Source organism: Bacillus sp. C28GYM-DRY-1 (genome assembly GCF_030519405.1).
GTDB lineage: Bacteria > Bacillota > Bacilli > Bacillales > Bacillaceae > Bacillus > Bacillus spizizenii_A.
On record NZ_JAUMKF010000021.1, the window covers coordinates 31,878 to 58,151 of the forward strand.

Annotated in this window: 26 protein-coding genes and 1 pseudogene; 7 read left to right on the top strand and 20 right to left on the bottom strand. The window is 44.5% G+C overall.

Going from position 1 to position 26,274, the window contains the following annotated elements; translation table 11 throughout:
- Positions 1 to 279 precede the first annotated feature (279 nt).
- Positions 280 to 828, top strand: a complete 549-nt coding sequence (gerQ, locus tag Q3W56_RS17070; RefSeq protein WP_302896270.1) for a spore coat protein GerQ — start codon at positions 280 to 282, stop codon at positions 826 to 828.
- A 43-nt stretch (positions 829 to 871) separates the two neighbouring features.
- On the opposite strand, the gene Q3W56_RS17075 is transcribed toward gerQ, so the two are convergent.
- The 3 genes from Q3W56_RS17075 to Q3W56_RS17085 form a co-directional block, all read right to left on the bottom strand.
- A complete protein-coding gene (locus tag Q3W56_RS17075; RefSeq protein ID WP_268399656.1) occupies positions 872 to 1,243 on the bottom strand; it encodes a DUF423 domain-containing protein in 372 nt (123 codons plus the stop codon).
- A gap of 76 nt (positions 1,244 to 1,319) precedes the next feature.
- Positions 1,320 to 2,627 carry a purine/pyrimidine permease gene (locus Q3W56_RS17080; protein ID WP_302896271.1) on the bottom strand — a complete coding sequence of 436 codons (1,308 nt, stop codon included), beginning with the start codon at positions 2,625 to 2,627 and terminating at the stop codon, positions 1,320 to 1,322.
- A gap of 18 nt (positions 2,628 to 2,645) precedes the next feature.
- Complete coding sequence (locus tag Q3W56_RS17085; protein ID WP_302896272.1) at positions 2,646 to 2,963, bottom strand: YwdI family protein; 318 nt, start codon at positions 2,961 to 2,963, stop codon at positions 2,646 to 2,648.
- 168 nt (positions 2,964 to 3,131) lie between these two features.
- Between Q3W56_RS17085 and Q3W56_RS17090 the strand changes: the two genes are divergently transcribed.
- Positions 3,132 to 4,502, top strand: coding sequence for an aldehyde dehydrogenase (locus Q3W56_RS17090; protein WP_302896273.1), 1,371 nt, complete (start codon positions 3,132 to 3,134; stop codon positions 4,500 to 4,502).
- A gap of 26 nt (positions 4,503 to 4,528) precedes the next feature.
- Here the strand turns inward: Q3W56_RS17090 and Q3W56_RS17095 are convergent, their stop codons facing one another.
- From Q3W56_RS17095 to Q3W56_RS17115, 5 genes and pseudogenes are all read right to left on the bottom strand, one after another.
- Positions 4,529 to 5,206, bottom strand: a complete 678-nt coding sequence (locus Q3W56_RS17095) for a uracil-DNA glycosylase (protein ID WP_019716116.1) — start codon at positions 5,204 to 5,206, stop codon at positions 4,529 to 4,531.
- Positions 5,207 to 5,220: 14 nt separating this feature from the next.
- Positions 5,221 to 6,027: a glycosyltransferase family 2 protein gene (locus Q3W56_RS17100; RefSeq protein WP_302896274.1), complete on the bottom strand. Its 807-nt coding sequence runs from the start codon at positions 6,025 to 6,027 to the stop codon at positions 5,221 to 5,223.
- 89 nt (positions 6,028 to 6,116) lie between these two features.
- Positions 6,117 to 6,650: a hypothetical protein gene (locus Q3W56_RS17105; protein ID WP_302896275.1), complete on the bottom strand. Its 534-nt coding sequence runs from the start codon at positions 6,648 to 6,650 to the stop codon at positions 6,117 to 6,119.
- A 47-nt stretch (positions 6,651 to 6,697) separates the two neighbouring features.
- Positions 6,698 to 7,332 (bottom strand): annotated as a pseudogene (locus Q3W56_RS17110) (permease prefix domain 1-containing protein).
- On the bottom strand, positions 7,325 to 7,663 hold the full coding sequence (locus tag Q3W56_RS17115) for a PadR family transcriptional regulator (protein WP_010329020.1): 339 nt from the start codon (positions 7,661 to 7,663) through the stop codon (positions 7,325 to 7,327). Before Q3W56_RS17115 ends, Q3W56_RS17110 begins: the two are co-directional and overlap by 8 nt.
- A 143-nt stretch (positions 7,664 to 7,806) precedes the next feature.
- Here Q3W56_RS17115 and Q3W56_RS17120 point away from each other — a divergent pair, with 143 nt between their 5' ends.
- On the top strand, positions 7,807 to 8,622 hold the full coding sequence (locus Q3W56_RS17120) for a bifunctional hydroxymethylpyrimidine kinase/phosphomethylpyrimidine kinase (protein ID WP_302896276.1): 816 nt from the start codon (positions 7,807 to 7,809) through the stop codon (positions 8,620 to 8,622).
- A 34-nt stretch (positions 8,623 to 8,656) separates the two neighbouring features.
- Here Q3W56_RS17120 and Q3W56_RS17125 read toward each other — a convergent pair whose 3' ends face one another.
- The 3 genes from Q3W56_RS17125 to scrA all read right to left on the bottom strand — a co-directional run bounded on the left by Q3W56_RS17125 (position 8,657) and on the right by scrA (position 11,820).
- Positions 8,657 to 8,905, bottom strand: coding sequence for a hypothetical protein (locus Q3W56_RS17125; RefSeq protein WP_019716122.1), 249 nt, complete (start codon positions 8,903 to 8,905; stop codon positions 8,657 to 8,659).
- A gap of 93 nt (positions 8,906 to 8,998) precedes the next feature.
- Positions 8,999 to 10,438: a sucrose-6-phosphate hydrolase gene (sacA, locus tag Q3W56_RS17130; protein ID WP_302896277.1), complete on the bottom strand. Its 1,440-nt coding sequence runs from the start codon at positions 10,436 to 10,438 to the stop codon at positions 8,999 to 9,001.
- On the bottom strand, positions 10,435 to 11,820 hold the full coding sequence (gene scrA / locus Q3W56_RS17135; RefSeq protein ID WP_019716124.1) for a PTS system sucrose transporter subunit IIBC: 1,386 nt from the start codon (positions 11,818 to 11,820) through the stop codon (positions 10,435 to 10,437). Before scrA ends, sacA begins: the two co-directional genes overlap by 4 nt.
- 300 nt (positions 11,821 to 12,120) lie before the next feature.
- Here scrA and Q3W56_RS17140 point away from each other — a divergent pair, with 300 nt between their 5' ends.
- A complete protein-coding gene (locus Q3W56_RS17140; RefSeq protein ID WP_302896278.1) occupies positions 12,121 to 12,891 on the top strand; it encodes a formate/nitrite transporter family protein in 771 nt (256 codons plus the stop codon).
- A 39-nt stretch (positions 12,892 to 12,930) separates the two neighbouring features.
- On the opposite strand, the gene sacT is transcribed toward Q3W56_RS17140, so the two are convergent.
- Both sacT and Q3W56_RS17150 read right to left on the bottom strand, forming a co-directional pair.
- The gene (sacT, locus tag Q3W56_RS17145) at positions 12,931 to 13,761 is read right to left on the bottom strand and encodes a sac operon transcriptional antiterminator SacT (protein WP_302896279.1); all 831 of its coding nucleotides are present in this window, start codon (positions 13,759 to 13,761) and stop codon (positions 12,931 to 12,933) included.
- A 39-nt stretch (positions 13,762 to 13,800) separates the two neighbouring features.
- Entirely contained in the window at positions 13,801 to 14,103 is a 303-nt protein-coding gene (locus Q3W56_RS17150) for a hypothetical protein (RefSeq protein WP_029317142.1), read from the bottom strand.
- Between the two features lie 529 nt (positions 14,104 to 14,632).
- Between Q3W56_RS17150 and vpr the strand changes: the two genes are divergently transcribed.
- Positions 14,633 to 17,053 carry a serine protease Vpr gene (gene vpr / locus Q3W56_RS17155; protein ID WP_302896280.1) on the top strand — a complete coding sequence of 807 codons (2,421 nt, stop codon included), beginning with the start codon at positions 14,633 to 14,635 and terminating at the stop codon, positions 17,051 to 17,053.
- Between the two features lie 37 nt (positions 17,054 to 17,090).
- Here the strand turns inward: vpr and Q3W56_RS17160 are convergent, their stop codons facing one another.
- From Q3W56_RS17160 to rodA, 3 genes are all read right to left on the bottom strand, one after another.
- The gene (locus tag Q3W56_RS17160; RefSeq protein ID WP_302896281.1) at positions 17,091 to 18,092 is read right to left on the bottom strand and encodes an LLM class flavin-dependent oxidoreductase; all 1,002 of its coding nucleotides are present in this window, start codon (positions 18,090 to 18,092) and stop codon (positions 17,091 to 17,093) included.
- Between the two features lie 175 nt (positions 18,093 to 18,267).
- A complete protein-coding gene (gene nfsA / locus Q3W56_RS17165; RefSeq protein WP_302896282.1) occupies positions 18,268 to 19,017 on the bottom strand; it encodes an oxygen-insensitive NADPH nitroreductase in 750 nt (249 codons plus the stop codon).
- Between the two features lie 105 nt (positions 19,018 to 19,122).
- On the bottom strand, positions 19,123 to 20,301 hold the full coding sequence (gene rodA / locus Q3W56_RS17170; RefSeq protein ID WP_302896283.1) for a cell shape-determining peptidoglycan glycosyltransferase RodA: 1,179 nt from the start codon (positions 20,299 to 20,301) through the stop codon (positions 19,123 to 19,125).
- Positions 20,302 to 20,809: 508 nt separating this feature from the next.
- On the opposite strand from rodA, the gene ywcE reads away from it, so the two are divergent.
- On the top strand, positions 20,810 to 21,076 hold the full coding sequence (gene ywcE / locus Q3W56_RS17175) for a spore morphogenesis/germination protein YwcE (RefSeq protein ID WP_080010364.1): 267 nt from the start codon (positions 20,810 to 20,812) through the stop codon (positions 21,074 to 21,076).
- Between the two features lie 254 nt (positions 21,077 to 21,330).
- Here the strand turns inward: ywcE and qoxD are convergent, their stop codons facing one another.
- Genes qoxD through qoxA form a run of 4 tightly spaced genes read right to left on the bottom strand, consistent with a single transcriptional unit; the run spans position 21,331 to position 25,277 of the window.
- Complete coding sequence (gene qoxD / locus Q3W56_RS17180; protein WP_302896284.1) at positions 21,331 to 21,705, bottom strand: cytochrome aa3 quinol oxidase subunit IV; 375 nt, start codon at positions 21,703 to 21,705, stop codon at positions 21,331 to 21,333.
- 1 nt (position 21,706) lies between these two features.
- Positions 21,707 to 22,321: a cytochrome aa3 quinol oxidase subunit III gene (qoxC, locus tag Q3W56_RS17185; protein ID WP_302896285.1), complete on the bottom strand. Its 615-nt coding sequence runs from the start codon at positions 22,319 to 22,321 to the stop codon at positions 21,707 to 21,709.
- Positions 22,322 to 22,334: 13 nt separating this feature from the next.
- Positions 22,335 to 24,284, bottom strand: coding sequence for a cytochrome aa3 quinol oxidase subunit I (gene qoxB, locus Q3W56_RS17190; RefSeq protein WP_302896286.1), 1,950 nt, complete (start codon positions 24,282 to 24,284; stop codon positions 22,335 to 22,337).
- A gap of 27 nt (positions 24,285 to 24,311) precedes the next feature.
- Positions 24,312 to 25,277 carry a cytochrome aa3 quinol oxidase subunit II gene (gene qoxA, locus Q3W56_RS17195; RefSeq protein WP_302896287.1) on the bottom strand — a complete coding sequence of 322 codons (966 nt, stop codon included), beginning with the start codon at positions 25,275 to 25,277 and terminating at the stop codon, positions 24,312 to 24,314.
- 512 nt (positions 25,278 to 25,789) lie between these two features.
- On the opposite strand from qoxA, the gene Q3W56_RS17200 reads away from it, so the two are divergent.
- A complete protein-coding gene (locus tag Q3W56_RS17200; protein ID WP_019716135.1) occupies positions 25,790 to 26,035 on the top strand; it encodes a GlsB/YeaQ/YmgE family stress response membrane protein in 246 nt (81 codons plus the stop codon).
- Positions 26,036 to 26,274: the final 239 nt, after the last annotated feature.

Sequence of the window (26,274 nt, forward strand, 5' to 3'; positions counted from 1 at the left end):
CGTATCTTATGTTGCTTATGCGCAAGTTGCGCTAGGGGTACAAACCAATATCGAAAAGTTTGTGTATGTCTAAATAAGAAACAGCAGCTGCCTGGATCAAAACCTGTGCCGTCTGCTGCTCTTTTTCCGCATATTCCAAGCATCTGCCTCATAAGGTGAAAGAGATAAAAATCGCACCAGCGACTAAGATCGTTTTCCATCGGAGGTGAGTCATCGCGGAGCGTTCATCTATACATCCGGAACATGTTTTGATTGGTTTTCATAAAAAGGAGGAACGATATGAAACCGAAAAAAAATCAGTATCAGCCAATGCAGGGATTTGATAATATGCAGGGGTATCAGCCTCAGTACGGCGCCAATCCGTACCCGCAGCAAGGCCAAGGCGGACAAATGCAGATGATGGGGATGCAGCCAATGATGCCCATGCAGCAGGGGCAGCAAGGACAGCAAGGACAGCAGGGCTTCGGCTTCCCAGGCCAGCAGCAACAGGGTGGCGGGTTTCAAATCCCATCGGGTCCGACATCATCAGCGCCGGGCCAAAACGTTCCCGGCATGCTGCCTGTTGAGGAATCTTACATTGAGAATATTTTACGCCTAAACCGGGGAAAAACGGCCACCATTTATATGACATTTGAAAACAGCAAAGAATGGGGCTCGAAGATCTTTCGCGGCGTCATTGAGGCTGCGGGACGGGATCACATTATCCTCAGCGACCCGAAATCAGGAACACGCTATCTGCTACTGACAATCTACCTCGATTACGTTACATTTGATGAAGAAATTGCGTATACGTATCCATACTCCATGTCTTCCTATTCGCCAAGATAAAGAAAAAGCCAATCACTCATATCATGAGGATTGGCTTTTTTGTTTATAGATATTTGACGGCTGCGACAACGATCATAATCCAAGAAATAATAAACGCCACACCGCCGAGCGGGGTAATAGCCCCAAGAATGGAGACTTGCGTCACACTAAGAATATATAAGCTTCCGGAAAACAGCACAATTCCCGCGAACATCAGCCAGCCAGCTGTCGTGATACTGCCGATGCCGGATAATTTATCGGCAAGAAACGCGACAACGAAAAGTCCAAGGGCATGATACATATGATACTGCACGCCTGTGTGCCAAACCTGAAGATATTTATCAGGAATTTTCCCTTCTAATCCGTGAGCGCCAAATGCACCGAGTCCCACGGCAAGCAGAGCGTTTATGGCTCCTAGTATGATAAAAACTTTCATCTGTCTCTCCCGCCTTTTCGTTAAACTGATATTATTTATCTTATCGCAGCTGCACCAAAATTCAACGTTTGTTCTCCTATGACACGAGATTGTCGGATTTTCTTCTGCGCCAAAGCTGAAACTGGTCTGCTGCTATCGCAGCAAGCGTCCCTAATACGAGCCCGTTGCTTAACAAAGAAATACATACCGGATGCAATCCCTTTAATGCAGTTTCAGGAACAAACATGATACCGACCCCTGTTAGCAGCGAGATGCCGATTACAGACCGCACCCTTTTCCGTTCTGCTTTCTCATATGAATCAAATTCTGCAAAGGCCAGACCTCCCATGGCGGAGAACACAACAAAGTTTACCGCAAATCCAACGGGTGACGGAAGGCTCGCAAACGCATTCATAAAAAACGGGATCACGCTGATCACGACAACCAATATACTGCCAATCATAAACGGTTTTTTAGAAGACATTTTCGTCGTCTCAATAAAACCTGCGGCTCCCGAAATCGGAACCGGGGCAATGGCTCCAGTCAAACCGCTCAGCAGATGGCTGAATGAGGCGGCAAAACCGGCATGTCGTTCATGATGCCATTCATCCGGCTGTTTGCCGAATTTTTTCACAGCGATGTTCACAACCTTCATGCTCGCCAGCATATTTACGATCAGCAAGATGGTAATAAAAATGGATGTAATGATCAGTCCGCTGTTAAATACCGGGGTGCCAAAAGGAAACAGAGAAGGCAGCTGAAACAAACGATCCGGCAATTCAATCGGCTTTGCCGCTCCGGCAGCCGCAAACAGCACCCACCCGCCAAACAGGGCCAATAGAATGGAATACTGCTTGAAAAACATGATGTTCGAATTTGTCATTATAAAGGCAGCAGCAACAACAACAAGTGCCAAGCCAAAAACAAGACCGTCCACACTGTCCTTACGATAGCCGATTCCGAGAATCCCTTTTATGATGGGCTGACTCAGCTGCATCACAAGCAGCAATAAATAGACGCCAGTTACAACCGGGGTAAACAAGGCGGCAAGCCGGTCAATGACCTTGAAGACACTTAACAAAAAGAAACATACAGCGCTTACAAGAAGAGCGCCCTGCAAACCGCGCAGTGTGTCCCCATATGTCGCAAACACAGTTCCCGTCAGCCCGGCGTAAATTGTATACACTCCCCACCACAAGCCCGCGGGGCTTTCATTGATCGGCAGTCTGTGGCCTTTCACACACTGAATGACGGCGGCAATTCCCAGGACAAAAAAAGTGCTTTGGATCAATCTCGCAGAATCAGAGTGATTCAGATGAAACGACTGGGCAACCGCCACCGGAACAACAATCGCCGCAGCAATGATAAACGCTGTCCATTGCAGCGCACCAAGAACCAATTTCACGTAGCTCAACCTTTCTCATTAAAAATCAAATAGAGACTCTCCGTTTCCGTCTTCTTCCTGCTTCTCTTTTTCCTGCTTTCGATATTTGTTTAATCCCGCGCTTCCCATCATTTTTTCCATCATCAGCTGGTCTGCTGATGGCAGTGCGGCAGGACTCGGCGTGCTGCTTGGCTGTATGCGGGGCGCGCTCGCGGTCTCCGGCTGATCCAGCACGACGTCACACAAAGAACGGACAACCGCTACGTAACGCTTTAGCTCCTCATCCCGTTCAGCTGTCTTTGCCTTTTTCAGCTCCTCTTCCATCTTTTGAATCAAAGCAGATATATGAATGTTCATCAAGAACCCTCCAAAAAATAAATGTCGTCTTCCTGCATTTTATCAAATTCCTGCCCCAAGCGCAGATAAGAGTTTGTTATTTTTTCTGACCAACCTTACGCATTTGACAAGCAGAAGAGCTTTTTCACATAATAAATCACCATACCTTACAAAAAAAGGAGCGACGGAATGAACAGCATCCCCATTATCGTCAGCAAGCATAAAGCCTATTTTGCCGCGGGGCATACGAGACCGCTTGAATCGAGACTTGATATTTTGCAAAAGCTGAAACAAGCGATTAAAACACATGAAGCCGATTTAACAGCCGCTCTCTATCAGGATCTCCACAAATCTGAACAGGAGGCGTACACGACAGAAATTGGAATTGTGTTGGAGGAAATCAGCTTTGTGATGAAACGGCTGGGGAAATGGATCAAGCCGAAACGAGTCAAAACGCCGCTGACTCATCTAGGCTCCAAAAGCATCATCATCCCTGAGCCGTATGGAACCGTTTTGGTGATTGCACCTTGGAATTATCCCCTGCAGCTGGCGCTATCTCCCTTGATTGGAGCTATTGCCGCCGGGAACACGGTCGTTATCAAACCTTCAGAATATACGCCGGCTGTTTCGGCCGTTCTTTCCAAGCTCATTAGCAGCGTTTTTCCGAATGATTATGTCGCTATGGCAGAAGGCGGGCCTGACGTCAGCACAGCATTATTACAGCAGCCCTTTGACTATATTTTCTTTACCGGCAGCGTTGCCGTGGGAAAAATTGTCATGGAGGCTGCTGCCAAACAATTAATTCCCGTTACCTTGGAGCTCGGCGGCAAAAGCCCGTGCATTGTCCATAAGGATGCTGACATACGGCTTGCCGCCAAACGCATTATCTTCGGGAAATTCACGAATGCAGGACAAACCTGCATCGCTCCGGATTATTTATTTGTCCACGAAGACGTCAAAAACAAGCTCATAGAAGAAATGAAACGTGCAATCATTACATTTTACGGCCCTCAGCCCGAACGTAATCCGCAGTACGGCAAAATCGTCAGTGAGCGCCACTATCAGCGGCTGCTCAGCTTTCTGAATGATGGCGTCCCGCTCACAGGCGGACAGTTTGATTCTGAACACTACAAAATAGCGCCGACAATTCTTGAGCAAGTGAAGGATGACTCTTCAGTAATGCAGGAGGAGATTTTCGGGCCGATTCTTCCACTCTTTACATACAGCGATATCAGCGAAGTCATTGAGAAAGTCCAATCACGCCCAAAGCCGCTCGCTCTGTATGTCTTCACCACACATAAAGAAATCGAGCGGGCAGTTTTAGAAAACCTGTCGTTTGGCGGAGGCTGTGTCAATGATACATTAATGCACGTCGCGACACCGTATTTGCCATTCGGCGGCGTCGGAGAAAGCGGCATCGGCAGCTATCACGGATTTGACAGTTTCAACACATTTACGCACAAAAAAAGCGTCGTCAAACAAACGAACCGCTTCGACTTCTCATTTCGTTATCCTTCCTCCAAAAACGGGCTGAGACTGATTCGGAAAGTACTTAAATAAAAAGCGCAGAACACCTGCGCTTTTTTTTACAAATCTGGTATACACCAATCAATCGGGGCCTCTCCCATTTTCTCCAAGCATGCATTCGCCCGGGAGAACGGCCTGCTCCCGAAAAATCCGTTTCTTGCAGAGAACGGGCTGGGATGCGTAGATTCAATGATAAAATGTTTGGACGTGTTGATCCGTTCTTTTTTCATTTGAGCATGCCGCCCCCACAAAATAAAGACAACCGGCCGCTCTCTTTCATTCAGAACATCAATAACCCTGTCCGTCAGATGCTCCCAGCCTTTTCCCTTATGGGAATTTGCCTGTCCGCGCCTTACTGTCAGCACAGTATTCAGCAATAGAACCCCTTGCTTTGCCCAGCTGACAAGCGATCCGTGATTCGGGATGCTGCACCCGATGTCCTGCTGCAGCTCTAGAAAGATATTTTTTAATGAAGGCGGCTGCTTCACACCCGGCTTTACGGAGAAGCTTAAACCTTGAGCCTGTCCCGGCCCGTGATACGGATCTTGGCCGAGAATGACGACCTTGACATCATCGTACGGGGTATAATGCAGCGCATTAAAAATATCCCGGCTGTCCGGATAAATCGTTTGCTCCGCGTATTCCCTCTTCAGCATTTCTCTAAGCTCATGATAATATGGTTTTTCAAACTCTTCCTTCAGCTGATTCCACCAGCTGTCCTGTAAAAGCTGTTTCAAGGTTCAGGCCTCCCTCACGAACGATGAAGTCTGGAATAGACAGGTTTCCCATCCCAAACGATCTCACTTTGTGCTTCCCGTCTTTTCATATCAGGCTCTTCAAGCAGGACGGCAAAGTTTTTCGTCGGCAGTTCCCCGAGTCCGTGCTTTTCACTTAAACGATCCAAATATTGTTTCCGTTTAGCGCCAAGGTCCGCGGACTGATTGTCTCCCGCGTCACTGAAGGCATAAATCACACTCGCGCAAGGGACACGCTTCACCCGGTACTCCTTCGCCGCGCGCAAATAAAAATCCCAATCCCAATAATTGTGCACATCAGCATCGAAATACCCGATTTCATCATGCAGAAAACGTCTGTACATGCTGCCCGACGGCACGTATGTAGAGAACACTCTCATATCCTCGTAGTCAGCGGTATAAGCAAACAGCTTCCGCGAAACTGGATATCTTGTTCCATTTTTCTCTTCAAACGAGACAATTTCCGCATCAGAATGAACAAAATCTGCCGTTTCTATTTCCTTCGCCATTCTCTCCACATGCCCCGGTGTAAAGAAATCATCGTCATCACAAAGCATAATGCAATCGCCAGATGCCTCTTTTACACCAGCATTTCTCGCAGCCACATGCCCCGAGTTCTTTTCTAAATTGATGACGGCAATCGGAAGCTCCCGATACAGTGCTTTGACCGGCACGACCGATTCCCCGGCATCATTTACAATAATAATTTCGTACGGCTTCAAGGTCTGCTGCGAAATCGACTCCAGAAGCTCACACAAAGCCGGAATCCGATTATAGGTCACAATTACAATAGAAATTTTCATGATGCTCTCCTTCTCATTTTCATAGTCATGTACTATTAAAACATATATTGAACAGGAGATCAGTGGGAATATCCTACCGAAACGGCAAACTAGAATGATAGAAACAGTAAAGTGGCACCAATCAGAAGCACCATGATCAGTGTCAGATCTCCAAAGACATGAAAGAAATCTTTCAGGCGGACGCCATTCGGAAGGATCAGATGCCACAGCTTAGATTGATAAACCGGCAGCAGCACCAGCGCATAAGTAAAGCATAAGAATGAAAAAGCCGGCGGAACAAAAGCACAGCCTCCATCGTCCCAATTCCTTACTATGTCTGTCATACTTGATCCATCTAGTAAATACAAAGATACCATGAAGGCCAGCAACACAAAGGACCCTAATTGAACATCAAACAGGCGCATTTTCTGATTATATGCAAACCTGACTCCCAAAAACCATACGTAAGCATATGAACATAACAGAAAAAGAATAGCACCGGTTGTAAATACAACATCAGGCAGCCAATCAAACAGAAAAACGATAGGCAAGCTGGCTGCCATAGCCAAGAGCATACAGCCGCCAGTAAGTAAAAATACTGCTCCATGAGCTACAAAACCATACAAACAAGAATTAAGCTTCACAACAAACACCATCCTTACATAGTAATCCTATGTATGCACCTAAAAAATCAGGCAAGCTGACGCCTGCCAATATAACACCCCATTTGGCCAAATAACGGAAATAACAGCGTTGCACAAGCACAAGTTCCAACAAACCCAGGTGTCAGCATGGATTCAAACAGTGGAGCAGGGATGACATTAAACAGAAAAGTTAGCATAAAAACGATGTTTGGCACCATAGAGATTAGAATCGTATATAAAACAAGCTGTTCTCCGCGTTTACCAAACTCCCTCACTCCTTGATACCCAATCAGCATCCAGTAGATGACATATATAGCTAAGATCAGCCATACAGAAACAGAAAGGCCTTTCCATATCGCATGAACAGTCGGTGATTCAAGCCATACATGCATTATCGTAATCGCAATGCCGACAGCGAGTAGTGCGCTGTTACAGAAAAGATGGAACATCAAAAACGAACGGAACGTTACAGGCTGTTCTTTTTTAAACGAATGAACAATGTCAGCAGGCGTCCCGAAATCATGTAATAACGCCTGCATGGCTTCCGCCTCACTCTTCCCTTCCTGAAAAGAGTGGAACAAATGGTGTTCAATATGGCTCTCAATCTCTTCTACTACTGCCTCGCCTCAGGGATTTTCTTAAGCCCGTTTTTGATTTCAAATAAATACGTTTCTTTATCCATTCTGCCCGCCCCGCTTCAGCATTCGGTTCATCATAGCAGAAAATATACTCCATTCCTTCGTGCGTTCCGCAAGCACCTCTTTGCCTTCATCTGTAATCCGGTAATATTTACGGTCCGGCCCTTTCTCCTGCTTCTCCCAATATGAAGAAATAAACCCTTGACGTTCAAGCTTGTGAAGAGAAGGATACAAGGTCCCTTCTTTCATCTGCAGTTCATTTCCGCTGCGGCTTCCCATTTCTTTTACAAGCTCATAGCCGTACATCGGCCGATCGTTCAGAAGCGTCAATATCAAAATAACAGTGCTGCCCTTCACCAGCTCACGATTTAACATCACAAAACCCCTACCTAGTTTTCTTATGTAGCATTTTACGAAAGCTCATTGGTATTGTCAAATGATTCCTATAGGTCTTCTATATTGTGATACAGAGAAAATCTAACTATAATGAAAGACAAAACATGATGGAGGTTCAAGACATGTCTATGCATAAAGCACTCACCATTGCCGGCTCAGATTCCAGCGGCGGCGCTGGGATTCAAGCTGATTTAAAAACATTTCAAGAAAAAAACGTATACGGGATGACCGCTTTAACGGTGGTCGTTGCGATGGACCCGAACAACAGCTGGGACCATCAAGTGTTCCCGATCGATATTGATACAATCCGCGCCCAGCTGGCAACGATTACGGACGGCATCGGAGTGGACGCCATGAAAACAGGAATGCTGCCAACCGTTGATATTATCGAGCTTGCGGCAAAAACGATCAAAGAAAAACAATTAAAAAATGTGGTCATTGACCCAGTCATGGTTTGCAAAGGAGCAAATGAAGTCCTTTATCCGGAGCACGCCCAAGCCCTGCGTGAACAACTAGCGCCGCTAGCCACAGTCATTACGCCGAATTTGTTTGAAGCCAGCCAGCTCAGCGGCATGGATGAATTAAAAACAGTTGACGATATGATCGAAGCCGCGAAAAAAATTCACGCACTCGGCGCTCAATATGTTGTTATTACCGGCGGGGGCAAACTTAAACACGAAAAAGCCGTTGATGTTCTCTATGACGGAGAAACCGCGGAAGTCCTTGAAAGCGAAATGATCAATACACCTTATACACATGGCGCAGGCTGTACCTTCTCAGCAGCAGTGACAGCGGAGCTCGCCAAAGGCGCAGAAGTTAAAGAAGCCATTTACGCAGCGAAAGAATTCATTACTGCTGCCATTAAAGAATCCTTCCCGCTAAACCAGTATGTAGGACCTACGAAGCATTCTGCGCTACGCCTGAATAAACAATCATAAACAAAACAGGCTGCCTTACACAGAGGCAGCCTGTTTATTTGACTTTTAAATTATTCGCAGATTTCCTCAAAAATGCTTCAATCGACTGAATAAAAAGTGCATATTCCTTCATTTGCTCATATGCTCGCGAAAGAATTTCTGCCGTTTCACTATGCGGTGTTGTCCCGCCAAGCATTTTTTTCAGCTGAAGCAGTACATCCTTATATTCTTCCCGCTTATCTTCAACTTGGTCCGCAGCCTTTTCCAAACATTCCGGTGTTATCTTCTGTTCATGTATATTCAAGAAAACAACTCCTTTTACAGAAAAAAATAGTAGGTTATCGTTGAAGAATAGCACAGATGGCACAGCTTTCACATAAGAAAATAGAAGGATTTTCTACATAAGTGTCCAAATTACGACGTCCATTTTAGATTTTCCGGTCGAGTTGGCTGTTATTTCATGATTTCCCGGGAAAGGAAAATATCTTGCACTAAAGACCTCTTCCCCATTATTGATAAAAATTTCTACAGATGACGCGTCAATAAACATGTGCACAGTATGCAAATTCTTGATGCGGCAATGTCTGGCTTCTGTTCGTTTTTCGTCGAAGCTCGTTCGCTCCAGCGTCACAATGCCCTCCTCCTTATCAAAGGAGAACGCAGCCGCTCCACGGATACTGATTGAAAAGCCGGACTGTGTATCAATGTCTTCGATCAAGATCTCAGCTCTTTCAGGATTTTCAACTGGAAGCGTACCAGATGATCCATGCATGTCGATTTGCATTTTCTTCTCATTCCTGCGCATGGCTTTCAACTCAGGCAGCGGCTGCTGAATCAGCTTTTGGCCTGATAGCGTCAGCTGTCTCGGCAAGGTCATACAGTGGATCCAGTGATAGTCAATCGTCGGATGAGACCCTTCATCCTGATCAGGCACAGCCATCCATGCAAATAAAATGCGCCTTCCCTGATCATCTTCAAGTGTTTGTGGCGCGTAAAAATCAAAGCCTTGATCAAGCTCTGTAAAATCGCCATGCTTCAGTTCAGGCTTGTTATAATCGAGACGACCGACAAAATAACCTGATTGATATACGTTCTGATAACGAAAACCATCAGCCTCAAGCCCTTGAGGTGAGACGATCAGCACGTCGGACCCTTGAAGAGAAAACAAATCAGGGCATTCCCACATGTACCCAAAATCGTCCAGCCCATTGAAGCCTGCGCCGGTTATCGGGCCGAGAAATTTCCATTCTGTCAGGTTACCAGAAGCAAACAACACAGCGTGTCCTTGCATATTCTCTGTTTGCGCACCGATTACCATATACCATGTGCCTTCATGCTCCCATACCTTAGGATCGCGAAAATGCGCCGTGTATCCTTCCGGGAGGCGGGCGACGACACCCTTTTTCTCAAAGGTCAGCCCGTCGTCAGATACAGCAAGGCACTGATACGTCTCTCGATTCCCATCGTGATCCTTGACATTTCCAGTGTAAAACAGATAAAGCCGGCCGTCTTTGGTGACAGCGCTGCCCGAGTAGCAACCGTTTTTATCGAACCAATCACTTGGAGCGAGCGCAATCTCTTCCCGCTTCCAATTCACCATATCCTGTGTCGTATAATGCCCCCAAAATTTCGCTCCATGCCCTGTCTGAAACGGCTGCCACTGGAAAAACACATGATAGCTGCCCTTCCAATGCAATACGCCATTCGGGTCATTCAGCAGCCCAACCGGCGGCATGATATGAAAATGCTGGCGATGCGGATCGCTGTTAGCGATCCGCTCTTTTTTGTCCACTTCTTCATATGCCCGGCGACGAAGCTCCTGATCATGTGATGTCATTTTTTTCTCCCCTCATCTTCATTAATCTTCATGATAAACGCTGCGATGAACGCTGACACTCCTGCAATGGCCATTCCAATCAGATAGTTAATCAAGTTGCCAATGCCAAACGGCGCAGCAATGGCGATCATCGGTATCCCCGTTAACCCGTAAGCGTTTGCAGCAACATGTGTAAAGACGACATATGCACCGCCCAATGCACCGCCGATCATCGCAGCGATAAACGGTTTTCGGTAGCGAAGATTGACTCCGAATATGACTGGCTCAGTAATGCCGAGAAAAGCGGAAAATGCAGCCGGAAGCGCGATTTCTTTTGTCTTTGCCTTTTTCGCCATAAAGAAGACGGCAAGGCCGGCGCCGCCCTGTGCGACATTCGCCATTGACCAGATTGGCAGCAAGTAGTTTTTGCCTATATCTGCAATAAGCCCTGCCTCAATCGCATGGAAGCTGTGATGAACGCCTGTCAAAACGATGAGTGAATACATGCCCCCGAAAATCAGACCCGCAACAAAACCGGCATGGTCATATACATAAGTTAAAGCAACCGTAATCCCGGAGCCAAGCGCTCTGCCCAAAGGACCAATCGCGATAAAAGCGACAAACCCGGTGACAATCACTGTAACAAAAGGTGTAACAAGCAAATCTACCGCATGCGGAACTACTTTTCTTGTCCATTTCTCTACCTTGCTCATCACATAAACCGCCAACAAGACAGGAATAACAGTTCCCTGATAGCCGAGAAGCGCGATATCAAACCCGAACAGATGCATATAATCAGGGGTTGCTTCGGCCAACCCCCAAGGATTCAAAAGTGTCGGATGAATCATAATACCTCCGATGACTGCTCCCAAGTAAGGGTTGCTTCCAAACTCTTTTGAAGCACTGACCCCGATTAAAATCGGCAAGAAAATGAATGCCGCACTTGAGAACATGTCGAGCAGCTGGAGCAGCGCAGAATCCTTGCTCATCCAATGAAACGCATTGACCATACCCAATAATCCCATTAATAGGCCGCTGGCCACAATAGCCGGGATGATTGGAACAAAAATATTAGAAAGCGTTTTCGCAAATCTCGCAGCGGGATTCAATTTTTCTTTTGCTGCATCCTGGTGATTTACGTGTTCTTCACGCTCAATATCGGCTTCCTTAGAAAAAGCATCGTACACCTTATTGACAAGGCCTGTTCCGAAAATAATCTGGTACTGGCCAGAGCTGCTGAACGCGCCTTTTACGCCATCAAGCTCTTCTACTTGTGCTTGATCTATCTTTGATTCATCTTTCATCACTAAACGCAGTCTTGTTGCACAATGAGCCGCGCTAATAATGTTATCTTTTCCCCCGAGAAGTTCAATGAGGCGTTTTGCAGTCTCTTTGTAATCCATCTGTTTCTCCCCCTTTTCTTTAAACAAAAAAGACCTAAAATTCGCCAACGAATAAAGGACACAGCGATCCTTTTTCATTTACGCAAATTTTAGGTCTTGCCTGCTTTACCAGTCACAATCCCGCTTATTTAGATTAAGAATACGCTTTCATCATAAATCATGATAGCGTTTTCGTCAACTGTTTTTTAGTTAAATAGTTTGATAAAACAATTAGACAAAAATTCGTAAAAATTAATTGTGAAATATTTCACAATAACGTGCTATACTATGCTCAACCATCAAAGAAAGCAGGAAAAAACAATGGAAACTCAAGCATTGCAAAAAGTTGAACAGTACGCTTTGAACAAACTAAACATATTTGTTTCTAGCAAAATCCGTTATGTGCTCAGATCCATTTTGGCCAGCATGTTTATTGGATTCGGCATTACAGCCGCAAGCAAAACAGGCAGTTATTTCACTATGGCTGATTCTCCGTTTGCTTTTCCGGCAGCCGCTGTCACATTCGGGGCCGCTATTCTGCTGATTGCTTACGGAGGCGGAGATTTATTTACCGGCAACACTTTTTATTTCACTTATACCGCGCTCCAAAAAAAAATTCGCTGGCGAGACACCCTGTACATGTGGATGACAAGCTATGCCGGCAATTTGATCGGCGCCATTCTATTTGCCATTCTGATCAGCGCGACAGGACTTTTTGAGGAGGCTTCTGTTCATTCCTTTTTGATTCATCTGGCAGAGCACAAAATGGAGCCGCCCGCTTCCGAACTGTTTGTCAGAGGAATGCTGTGCAATTGGCTTGTATGCCTCGCCTTTTTCATTCCAATGTCTCTTAAAGGAGAAGGGGCAAAGCTCTTTACCATGATGCTTTTTGTTTTCTGCTTCTTTATTTCCGGCTTTGAACACAGCATTGCCAATATGTGCACATTTGCCATCTCACTTTTGATCGAGCACCCTGATACAGTGACAGTAATGGGAGCAGTCAGAAACTTAATTCCCGTTACACTCGGCAACCTGACCGCGGGAATGGTCATGATGGGCTGGATGTACTACACGCTCAATCCCGATAAATAAAAAAAACTTCCAGAGATCACTCTCTGCAAGTCAAAGCGGTTATTCCGAGAGATCTTGAAGACGCTGGACATGCAGCGTGATATAGCCGGCCTCGGACTCCGGCAAATGTAATTGATATTCACTTTTTAAAAACTCCGCCAGCTCAAGCGCACATTGATAGGCAAATGAATACTTTTTTTGGATGAAATAAAGCATCTCCTCGTCCATACGATGGAGCGCTTCATTTGATTCCAACCGGCTGACTGCGTATCTCAAATGCGTGACGAGCCGTTGATAGGAAATGCTGTTTTCATCCACCTTTCTATTAAAATATTGTTCTATTTTCTCTATCATTTCTTTGATCATGGTCGTATGCTTCAGCGCTGAATACATGCTCTCCGCATCCATCTTCGCCGTATGGATGTGAAGGGCAATATAACCCGCTTCATCTTCAGGAAGAGACACGCCCAATGTCTCTTTTACATGTCCGATCGCCCACAGGCCGATCTCGTATTCTTTTTTATAGAGCGCTTTTATCTCATGCAGCAATTTATTCTGCACAAGCAGCCCATTTTGAATCCTTTCGATCGCAAAGGACAAATGGTCAGAAAGCGCGATATGAATGTGGTCGCTCAGCGGCGCCGCGAGCTCCCCTTCCGCATAGCTGATGATATCCTCAGCTATTTCAATATGCTCCTCCGGCAGCGTTTGCAGGATTTGTTTAAACTTTTCATTCTCGTCGTGCACGACAAAGATCTTTTCCACTTTATTTAAAGGGATGAGGTCATTTTTCTTTTTTTGAAAAGCGATTCCCGGACCCATCACGATTTTTTCCTGATCACCCTCTATTATTAAAGCCGCATTGTTGTTTAGTACTTTATAGATTTTCAAGAGGCTATCTCTCCCGCCAATTAGCTTTTGACTGGGATTTTACCTCCTTTTGACCGCCATGTAAAGATGCGGGCCAGCTCTCTCCTGCTTTGGCGATTCCTTGAAGGCTTGCAAACATCTTCTTTTATAAAGCGCCGAGGCTTTCGCTTTCTGTTTTTCTTCCTCATTCACAGCCATCCGCCACTCATAAAACGAAACAAGTCCCGCGGCCTGCACCGCCGCTTTCCTTTGGTATGTACGCTGCGCCGAATAGACCGCGGCAGCCGCAGTTTTTCTGTCCGGCATCACCCAGTTCATCAAAAAGACCATCCACACCCGTAAAGATACAAGCAAACGTTTCATAGAAAAACATCCCTCCGCTTCTTTTTGGCAGGCAGCCTTTTAGCAGCCCGTTTTCTCAGCCGCAGCCCGCGGGAAAAGACGGCCGATTTCTTTTCTCGCAAACTAGCGGCTCTAGCAAAACTCATGACTCTATAATAGACTGCGGAAAGAGAATTCTTTGTCACAATATGAGTGAAAAAACCAACTAGTTTTTAGAAGTTTTGTTGAAAGCTGAAAGAATTGAAATGAAAATTGGAGAAATGCTTTAAAAACTTTATACACAAGTTATCCCAAAGATAAGAACAACTTAATCACAATAGATATCCACATGTCCACAAACCCCTTCTATATTTTGTATAAGAACGTACATTCCCAACTATATATATACACAGGTTTATTCACTTATGCACAGGGTTCTGTGTATAACTCCTTCGTTGTACACAAACAAAATCCAGTAAACAGTCCAAATGACACAAGGATTTTTTTGAATTTTCAAGAAATATATACTAGGTCTTTAACATTTTTTCTAAAACACAAAGGGGGAAACACATTGAATAAGGGGATCATTCGCTCTCTGCTTCTAAGTTTTGTTGTATTTTTTACGTTATCCACAGGTATGACAGGAGTACAGGCAGCTCCGGCTTCTTCAAAAATATCGGCTGACATGGAAAAAGCCGAGATATTCGGTGATATCGATATGACAACAAGCAAAAAAACAACCGTTATCGTGGAATTAAAAGAAAAATCCTTGGCAGAGGCGAAGGAAGCGGGAGAAAGCCAAACGAAAAGCAAGCTGAAAACCGCTCGCACCAAAGCAAAAAACAAAGCCGTCAAAGCGGTGAAAAACGGGAAAGTAAACCGGGAATATGAGCAGGTATTCTCAGGCTTTTCTATGAAGCTCCCAGCTAATGAGATTCCAAAACTTCTCGCGGTAAAAGATGTTAAGGCAGTATACCCGAACGTCACGTATAAAACAGACAATATGAAGGATAAAGACGTCACGATCTCCGAGGACGCCGTATCTCCGCAAATGGATGACAGCGCGCCGTATATCGGAGCAAACGATGCATGGGATTTAGGCTATACAGGAAAAGGCGTCAAGGTAGCCATTATTGATACCGGGGTTGAATACAATCACCCTGATCTGAAGAAAAACTTCGGACAATATAAAGGATACGATTTTGTAGACAATGATTACGATCCAAAAGAAACACCAACAGGTGATCCGAGGGGCGGAGCAACAGACCACGGAACACACGTAGCCGGAACTGTAGCCGCAAACGGAACGATTAAAGGGGTTGCGCCTGATGCCACACTTCTCGCTTACCGCGTGTTAGGCCCTGGCGGAAGCGGCACAACGGAAAACGTCATTGCCGGCGTGGAACGTGCTGTACAGGACGGAGCAGATGTGATGAACCTGTCTCTTGGAAACTCTTTAAACAACCCGGACTGGGCGACAAGCACAGCGCTTGACTGGGCCATGTCAGAAGGCGTTGTCGCGGTTACGTCAAACGGCAACAGCGGACCGAACGGCTGGACAGTCGGATCGCCTGGCACATCAAGAGAAGCGATTTCCGTCGGTGCGACCCAGCTGCCGCTCAACGAATATGCCGTCACTTTCGGCTCCTACGCTTCAGCAAAAGTGATGGGCTATGACAAAGAGGACGACGTCAAAGCGCTTAATAACAAAGAAGTTGAGCTTGTTGAAGCGGGAATCGGCGAAGAAAAGGATTTTGAAGGAAAAGATTTGACAGGCAAAGTCGCCGTTGTCAAACGGGGCAGCATTTCGTTTGTGGATAAAGCCGATAATGCAAAAAAAGCCGGCGCCATCGGCATGGTTGTGTATAACAACCTCTCTGGAGAAATTGAATCCGATGTGCCAGGCATGTCTGTGCCAACAATTAAGCTTTCATTAGAAGACGGTGAAAAACTCGTCAGCGCCGTGAAAGCCGGTGAAACGAAAGCAACATTCGGGCTAAGTGTCTCAAAATCGCTCGGTGAGCAAGTGGCTGATTTCTCATCACGCGGCCCTGTTATGGATACATGGATGATTAAGCCTGATATTTCCGCACCAGGCGTCAATATCGTCAGCACCATTCCGACACACGATCCTAACAACCCATACGGGTACGGATCAAAACAAGGAACAAGCATGGCTTCTCCTCATATTGCCGGAGCGGTTGCCGTTATCAAACAAGCCAAACCAAAATGGAGCGTTGAACAGATCAAAGCCGCCATCATGAATACTGCTGTCACCTTAAAGGATGGCGACGGAGAAGTGTATCCGCATAACGCCCAAGGTGCAGGCAGCGCGAGAATCATGAACGCGATCAAAGCCGACTCGCTCGTCTCACCTGGAAGCTATTCATACGGCACGTTCTTGAAGGAAAGCGAAAACGAAACGAAAAAAGAAACGTTTACGATTGAAAACCAATCTTCCATTAGAAAGTCATACACACTTGAATACTCATTTAACGACAGCGGCATCTCCACATCCGGCACAAGCCGAGTTGTGATTCCGGCACATAAAACCGGAAAAGCCACTGCAAAAGTGAAGGTCAATAAAAAGAAAACAAAAGCTGGCACCTATGAAGGAACGGTTATCGTCAGAGAAGGCGGAAAAACCGTCGCCAAGGTACCTACATTGCTAATTGTTAAAGAGCCGGATTATCCGAGAGTAACATCTGTCTCCGTCAGCGAAGGGTCTGTACAAGGCACCTATCAGATTGAAACCTACCTTCCTGCAGGAGCAGAAGAGCTGGCATTCCTTGTCTATGACAGCAACCTTGATTTTGCAGGCCAAGCCGGCATTTATAAAAATCAAGATAAGGGCTACCAGTACTTTGACTGGAACGGCACGATCAATGGCGGAACCAAGCTTCCTGCCGGAGAATATTACTTGCTCGCCTATGCCGCAAACAAAGGCAAATCAAGCCAAGTTCTGACTGAAGAGCCTTTTATCGTTGAATAATAAGAAGCCCTGCCGAATCGGCGGGGCTTTCTTCAGATTAATTCGCAAATGCCTCCTGCAACAAGCGGTAAGAACGGAGCTTATCTTCAAAATTATGCGTAATGGTTACCGCCATGATTTCCTCAGTTCCATACGCCTTACTCAAAGCTAACAGTTGCTCCTTCACCTGTTCTTTCGTGCCGACAATCATTCGATTTCGGTTATCCGCAATTCGTCTCTGTTCATAGGGGGAGTACGTATTTTCCCGAACAGCTTCATACGAAGGAACTCCTTCTAAAGGAATGCCCTGCTCCCCTGCCAATATCGTAAAATCAAGCACGGCTGCAAGCTCCTCTGCCTTATCCTCCGTGTCAGCACAAAGAACAAAAACAGCAACTGCCGCTCGGGCCGTATCACCTAACACAGACGGTTTAAATCGTCTCTTATACTGTCTGACAGTATCCTCTCCGCCCTCTCCATTGATAAAGTGGGCAAACATATAGCCAGCGCCTGAATCAGCGGCGAGCAGCGCGCTTTCTCCAGATGAGCCAAGCAGCCACACATCCGGCGCGGTGGAAATATGCGGCGCGGCCGTCAGATTCGGAAAACGATGTTTGTCATCCGCCAAATCATGCAAATACATGGTTAGTTCCTTGATTTGCTGCGGATACTGATCGGCATTGCGCTTCCCGCCGTCATTGAGCGCCCATGATGCAATCGGCATTCCACCTGGTGCTCTGCCAAGCCCCAGATCAATTCTTCCCGGTGTCAGCCCCTCCAGCACACGGAAATTCTCTGCTACTTTATAAGCGCTGTAATGCGGCAGCATGACTCCGCCTGATCCAACACGGATTCGCTCCGTTTTCGCTGCTATATGACTAATCAGCACCTCAGGGCTTGATCCTGCCAGCCGCTTTGAAAAGTGATGCTCAGACACCCAAAATCTCTTATATCCAAGGTCCTCAGCAGCTTTCGCAAGCGCAACGGTTTGCTGTAAGGCTGTTTCTGCAGAACTTTTCTCAGATACTGGAGATTGATCTAATATACTTAATGAAATCATCCCTACCACCTCATCCTCATCGTATCACTAATCCCTTATTTTTTCTCCGAAGCCGCTCACACTGCTTATCAGTGTTTCCCGATCATTCGCTAATTATTTGTGATACCATGTCTCTATTTGTCGGAATATGTTACACGTGAAACATAAAAACCTCTCCGAAGCGGAGAGGTTTACTTTAGTTTTTATTAAAGCCTTTATCTTTTACATAGTCATTTAAATAGGTACGCGGTTTCTGCTTCATAAAGTTCAAAATCTGATCAGACCACGTTTCTTCCCGCTGTCCGTTTGTTCTTTCTCTATAATAATCAGAAATGGTTTGATCATACGCATTCATGGTTTTGCGGAAATCATCTGCGTTTACATTATACGTATTCTCATGATAGACAGCCTGCTTAGGCAATCTCGGTTTTTTGCCGGATAGGTTTGCAGGATGGCCTACTGCCAGACCGAAAAGCGGAAGCACATGGTCAGGCGTTTGCAACACCTCTGTCACCTTGTCCAATTCATTCCGAATGCCGCCGATATAACAAATGCCAAGCCCCATTGATTCTGCGGCAATGCTCATGTTTTGAGCTGCCAGTGCCGCATCAATCAGGCTAACCATAAACATTTCCGTATTTTCGAGCAGCTCAGAAATATTTTCGCCTTTTTCCTCAGCCAGTTTTTGGTGGCGGTGCAAGTCCGCGCAAAATACAAAAAAGTGCCCGTTGTTCTCAACGTAAGGCTGATTTCCGGCAAGCACAGACAGCTCACGTTTTTTCTCAGGATCGGAAACCCCAATAATCGAATACGCTTGAACATAACTGGACGTAGACGCAGCCTGCGCACTCTTCACTAATATATCAATTTCTTCAGCTGTCAAAAGCTGATCAGTAAAAGACCGGATCGACCGATGATTTAAAATGGTTTCGATTGTGTTATTCATCACAAGAACCTCCTTATCTCTTTTTATCATATCCGAAAAATAGTCAACTCAAAAGCGAAATGCTCTTTAATAAAAAAGACAGCCTTTTTCAAGGCTGTCTGCATATTATGAATTAAAGAGATAACTTCTGTATTTCGTCAGCTGCACACTTGCATTATACACAATCCCGAAGCCGATCAGCGTGGAAAGTGTAGAGCTTCCCCCGTAGCTGACAAACAGCAACGGAATCCCGGTAACAGGCATAATGCCGATGTTCATTCCGATATTCTGGAATGTGTGAATCACTATTAACGCCGTATAGCCAACGCAAAAGAAAGAAGCGAAACGGTTAAACGGATGTATTTTGTCAATCAGAACGACAAGCCTGTAGATTAAGAAGAAGAACATGATGACGACAAAGGCACAGCCTAAAAATCCAAAGGATTCACCTATTATAGAGAAGATGAAGTCAGTTGTACTTTCTGGAACATAAACCTTTAAATCAGAAATGCCATTTCCTAAAATGCCACCAGATCCTATAGCCATGATAGCTTGATCAACTTGCCACCCGCTATCATCATTCTGTGTGTCATTTGAATCAGAAACCCAAGAAGTAACCCTCTTAATTTGATATTCCTGTATTCCGACTGATTTAGCAGCGTCGGGAAAGTTTATCATTACTAATAAAATTAATGAAATGAGTAAGATACCTGAACCAGCAATGATTGTTATCAGTTTCCAATTGATCCCTGACATAAAAACCATTACAAGAACGATAAACATACATATTCCCGCAGTCCCAGCATCTTGCATCAGGATAAGACCAACAGGGATAACTGCGACACCCGCAATCTTTAATAACAGGTGAATATCATCTCTAAGCGTCCGGACTCCTTTAGGATTGGCTTTTCCGATGACTGAAGCTAGCATCATAATCAAACCAACCTTCATGAACTCTGACGGCTGTATGGTTATTCTCCCAAACCTAAACCAACTTTTTGCGCCTTTAATGACAGGTGCGATGGACTCAGGACTGATCTTAAGAATAATCAAAGATAAAATACCAATGATAAAAATATATAAACTTAATTTTTCAAGCTGTTCTAAATCAAAGTACAATAGCACTGTGATGGCAACAGCTCCCAATAAATAAAACACAATTTGCTGTATCCAATCCGTGTTCCCATACTGTCCAAATTGACCAGCAGCATAAATTGATACTACGCTTATAATAAAAAACACACCAAATATAAAAATCAAATCCCCCTGATAAAAGGGGTTTTGCTGCTTCTTATATCGACTCATTCTATCCCGCCTTACATTTTCATCGGAAAATCACTAATGTTTATTATACATGAACCACGTTCAAGATGACACGTGAAGCTCGCTTCCATTTATGTTTTTTGCGCGCATACGACACTTTTTCAGCTACACGAAATATGACGTATCATAAACCGAAATGTTTCGATTGACACAAAACTTTCGAAATAAAAAAACCCTATTCCAATGGGTTTTTAAAAGTGAATGTAAAAATGTGTGTCGTTCCTAAAACGCTCATACAACTTACTGTTTCCTTTAAATCATTTTAATTCAAAGAAATACCTAAGCTCGATCTCTATATTTTCTCCTAGCAAATGAATCTAAAAAATAAGACGATAGATCCAGTCCATTTCTGTAAAAACACGTATCAATTTCTGGAAAACATGGTATAATAATTGTAACAGAATGTTCACAAAACAACCATAAAACAGACACAACTCAGTTCCTCTATTTCATTTTTGTAAACGTTATCACAAAATGAAAGGAGACGGGTATGATGGACATGTTTTTTGCTTATTTATTGGTTGCCAGCGCAACACCACTCTTTATATGGCTTGATAACAAAAAAGTCGCACTCTCTGCTATTCCGCCAATCATCTTAATGTGGGTATTCTTCTTCTTCTACGCAACAGAAAGCCTTTCTCCACTAGGACACACTCTCATGATTATCTTGTTTGCCGTCAACGTCATTGTCGCTCATATCGCCGCGTTTATCATTTACGGTCTTCCGTATCTTCGCAGAAAGCGAAGCAACAGCTGAAAACAGCATAAACCCCTCTTCTAACGAAGAGGGGTTTCAGTGTGTCGACAAGCCCGCGCATTCGTTGTCAGTCCTGCGCGTTGGTGCTCACGGGTTATGGCTAATCGCCCAGGCGTCTTGGCCTTAAACACCGCCATCACCACATCCTGTGAAAAGTGCTCCACTGCTCGTCCAATGAAAATTCAAAAACAAAATTTCATTTCGGGATTTTAGCTTATACTAAAAACCCTCTTCTAACGAAGAGGGTTTTTGTATTATTCGTTGTGGCCTGAATGCTCTGAGTGTTCAGCGCCTCCAGGAGGATTTCCGTCCATATGGTCACCATGGTGATAGTGAGCTGCGAAAATCCAGATGGAACCAAGTACGATAACGATCGCGCCGAAGAATCCGAACAGCGTGTTTCCGACTTGGATACTGCCGTTTTCGCTCTCTGTCATGTGCATGAACATGAGGAGCTGAAGCGCCGCCTGAATGAAGGCGAAGCCGAAAATGATCCAAAGTTTTGCTGATGGACTCAATTCAGTATACACTGCAACCCATAGAGCCAGCAGGGTCAAAACAATAGAAAGTGCAAAACCTACAATGTGCTTCCATGGAAAGTGACTGTGTTCAGCAGATTTGTTTGCCATTTTACAGACCCCCCAATCCCATGAGATAGACACCTGTAAAGATGAAAATCCATACAACATCTAAGAAGTGCCAGTACAAGCTTGAGATAAAGATTTTAGATGAAGTTTGCGGAGTTAAGCCGCGTTTCTTCAACTGAATCAGGATGCCTGTAATCCAGAAAATACCGATTGTTACGTGAGTTCCGTGAGTTCCAAGTAAAACAAAGAATCCAGACCAGAACGCACTTGTACCGAGAGATGCTCCTTCATGTACATAGTGGACAAACTCGTTGATCTCGCATGCGACGAAGCCGGCGCCGAGTAGAAGAGTGATAATTGTCCAAATGACGACGCCTTTTAAACTTCCGCGGCGCATTTCATGAACAGCGATCCCGCAGGTAAAGCTGCTGATAAGCAGCAAGAACGTCATAATCATTACCAGATTCACTTCAAACAGTTCGTCCGGTAAGACACCTCCTGCTGTTCTGTTTTGAAGAACGAAGAAGGTTGCAAATAGTGTTGAGAACAACACAATTTCTGCCCCTAAAAAGATCCAAAACCCGAGTATATTAAGTCTGCCGGTTTCGGATTGATATTCCATAGGCGCGTTAGAATTGCCGTGTTCTGCATGTTCCATAACTCACGCCTCCTTATTCGGAAATCTTTCTTTCCGTCTCTTTTATTTCATCAACACTAATGTAGTAGCCATTGTCGTACTCGAATGAACGCAGAACCATGCAGAGCAGGACTCCGATCAATCCGACTACGCCCATCCAGTACCATTCAAAGACAAGCCCAAAGCCGGCGATACCGAAGGCAACAGACATTAAGAACGGTCTGCCAGAGTTGCTTGGCATATGGATTTTCTTGAATTTGCTTTCAGGGTATAACTCGGTTTTTTCTTCTTTCATTTGATGGAATGCATCCTTAGATTTGACTTCAGGAAGCACCGCAAAGTTGTAGTGCGGCGGAATCGCAGAAGAAGTCGCCCAATCAAGACTGCGTCCCACACCCCATGAATCTCCGCTGATTTCACGAGTTGAGTAGCGGAAGCTGTAGTAGATGTTATAGCAAAGGATTAAGAATCCTACACCCATCATGAAAGCTCCGACAGTTGAAATAAAGTTCAATGTTGTCCAGCCGTCATTCGGTCCGTAAGTGTAAATACGGCGAGGCATGCCTTGAAGCCCCAAGAAATATTGCGGGAAGAAACAAATATTGAACCCGATCATAAAGATCCAGAAGAACCATTTTCCGATTCTTTCGTTCAGCTTGTGGCCGAACATTTTTGGATACCAGAAAATAAATCCGGCGAAACAAGCAAATACAGTACCTGCAATCAACACATAGTGGAAGTGAGATACAAGGAAGTACGTATTATGGTATTGATAATCCGCTGCTGCCATCGCAAGCATAACCCCTGTAACTCCGCCGATTACGAAGTTAGGAATGAACGCAAGCGCCCACAGCATAGGCGTTGTAAAGCTAATTCGGCCTTTATACATGGTAAAGAGCCAGTTAAAGATTTTAACCCCGGTCGGAATCGAGATAGCCATTGTCGTAATTGAGAAGAAAGAGTTAACGGACGCACTGTTCCCCATTGTGAAGAAGTGGTGAGTCCAAACTAGGAAACTCAATACGGAGATGGCGATAATAGAACCAACCATCGCTGTGTAACCAAACAATTGTTTTCTTGCAAAGCTTGAGATAATCTCAGAGAAAATACCGAATGCCGGAAGAATAACGATATATACTTCAGGATGTCCCCAAATCCAGAACAAGTTAGCCCAAAGCATCGGCATACCGCCTGCTTCCAATGTGAAAAAGTGAGCACCGAACAAACGATCAAATGATAAAAGTGCTAAAGCTACTGTAAGTACAGGGAACGCAAACACGATAATAACCATTGTGATCAGTGTTGTCCATGTGAACATTGGCATACGCATTAATGTCATGCCTTTTGTTCTCATTTTTAAGATTGTCACCATAAAGTTGATCCCTGTCATCAGGGTACCGATACCGGCAATCTGAAGTCCGAGGAGGTAGTAGTTCTCACCCGGCCCAGGGCTCATATCATTACTTGCAAGCGGCATGTAACTTGTCCAGCCTGCGTTCGGAGAACCTCCGATTACGAAAGAAATATTGAAAAGCATCGCCCCTACAAAGAACGTCCAGAAGCTCAGGTTGTTCAAGTAAGGAAATGCAACGTCTCGAGCACCGATTTGAAGAGGTACAACAACGTTAATAAGACCGATTAAAAATGGCATCGCCATGAAGATAATCATGATCGTACCGTGAGTCGTAAAAATTTCATTATAGTGGTTTGAGTCTAAAAAACTGTTATTCGGAAGCGCTAGCTGGGCACGCATCATCAGACCGTCGACACCGCCGCGGAATAGCATAATTACAGCAGAAATAATATACATGATTCCGAGTTTTTTATGGTCAACAGTTGTTATCCATTCAGACCAGAGCCATTTCCACTTCTTGAAGTAGGTCAGTACAAATATGATGGCAATGGTAGATAGAGCGATGGAAACTTGTGCGCCCAGAATTAATGGGTCACCTGTTACGAAAAATTCATCCCATTTGAATTTCATGCGGGCTTCCTCCTTTCCTGATCAATATCATTCTTCTGTATCATCAGACTTCTTAAAATCATTTTCTTTTACGTTTTCAAACGGATCTGTTTTAGAGTGCGGTGAAACGGCTTGATAGCCAAGGCGTTTACGGGCCTCCATCGCGTATTCTGCGTCTTGTCCGTGATCAACGTATTTTAAGTGAGTAGAAGAGAATGTTAATTCATCCACATTTTCAGGAAGCATCAATTGATCATACTTCTCTTTTGTCAGCTTAGGAGCCTCATTTTGAGTCTTTTTCACCCAGCTGTTAAAGTCTTTTTCTGTTACTGCATTTACATCAAACACTTGGTCGGCAAAATGTTCACCTGTGAAGTTCGCGTTGCGACCTTTATAAGTTCCTACTTCATCAGCCTGTAGGTATTGATCCATCAGCATTCCTGCCATCGCGTATTTTTGTCCTCCAAGCTGAGGAATCCAAAGCGAAGCCATTGAATCTGCAGATGAAATTTTGAACAAGATCGGGCGGTCGACAGGAATGTTTAAATAGTTGACCGTTTCAATATCCTGCTCAGGGTAGCTGAATACCCATTTCCAGTCTACCGAAGTAGCATAAACAACAAGAGGCTCTTTGTCCTTTGTTGCTTCAGGAGCTTTTTCTAACGAATATATCGTCTGTACGGTTGGCACAGAAAGTGCAATGACGATTAAAATTGGGATCACTGTCCAGACTACTTCTAAAAACGTGTTACCGTGAATTTTTGGGTTATAAGATCCATTATCTTTGCCTTTACGGTCGCGGTATTTTACTAAAATAATGGTAAATAGAACAAAGACGACCCCAACGATAAACAGCATAAATCCGATAGATAACAGGATTAAATCAGTTTGCTGTTGAGCTACAGGCCCTTTCGGATCTAGTACTGAAGCATTGCTGCATCCCCCAAGGACGAAAACCACAGTTAACAGCGCTAATACAAGTAATGGTTTTAATGCTCTGAACAAGAAGATCACCATCCTTCCTATTGATGTAATAAATCTGAAGTGCATACTTCCTCAAAATCTTTTCTCTACTTTGTTATGCTATCAAAAAGTTCACTTATTAGCTTTATTTTTTTATAAACTTCATCCCATTTTCGCTTAAATGTCATAAAATCGACAAAAATCGCTCCAACTTTATTCACATCTATCGCTTAAGATGAAAAGTTTCTAGTTATTTCCGCATATAAGTAAAGAAAGATGATGAAGAACTAATTCTGACAAATAAAGGTTTACCATAATAAAAAACTTAGGTCAATCAAAAGTTTCATTTTGTTAAACTTTCTAGTAAGGAATTATTTTTTCCTTGTCTAGCAGCTTTTCACACGGCTACCATTTTAACGCAACCAATTTTGAAAGAAAAGGCTTAATAGAGCGGCGATATGCTCTGAACTGTTCCCTTTTTTTATGAGAGCATCCAATTGTTTATCCTCTACAAAAAAGAGGAATGATAAAAGCAAATAAATATAAAATAGGATGTGTTGTATATGAGTTTTATTATTTCCCTTATCGTCGCTATTATTATCGGGTGGCTTGGAAGCCTGTTTGTGAAAGGAGATATGCCTGGCGGAATTATCGGGTCTATGATCGCGGGTCTTATCGGTGCGTGGATCGGACACGGGCTGCTGGGTACATGGGGCCCGAACCTAGCCGGATTTGCCATTATTCCAGCGGTGATCGGCGCAGCCATTGTTGTATTTCTAGTTAGCCTGTTATCCAGAAAAAGAGGATAAGAGTGACAGCGCCCGAAGCATCAGTGCTTTGGGCGTTTGCTTTGTCATAAAAATTAAAAAAGCCTCAACCCTAGCGGTTGAGGCTCAGGCTGTCGAGAAAATCTCGACAGCTTTTATTTTCCCTTAAAATATCCATTCTCCTGTAATAAAATAAAAGAAAGACTTCAAAAGGACGGTGTCTTTCTCATGTTCCACACAAGAAATTCTTCTCAAAACGCAGCCGAATTTGTTCTTCTCGA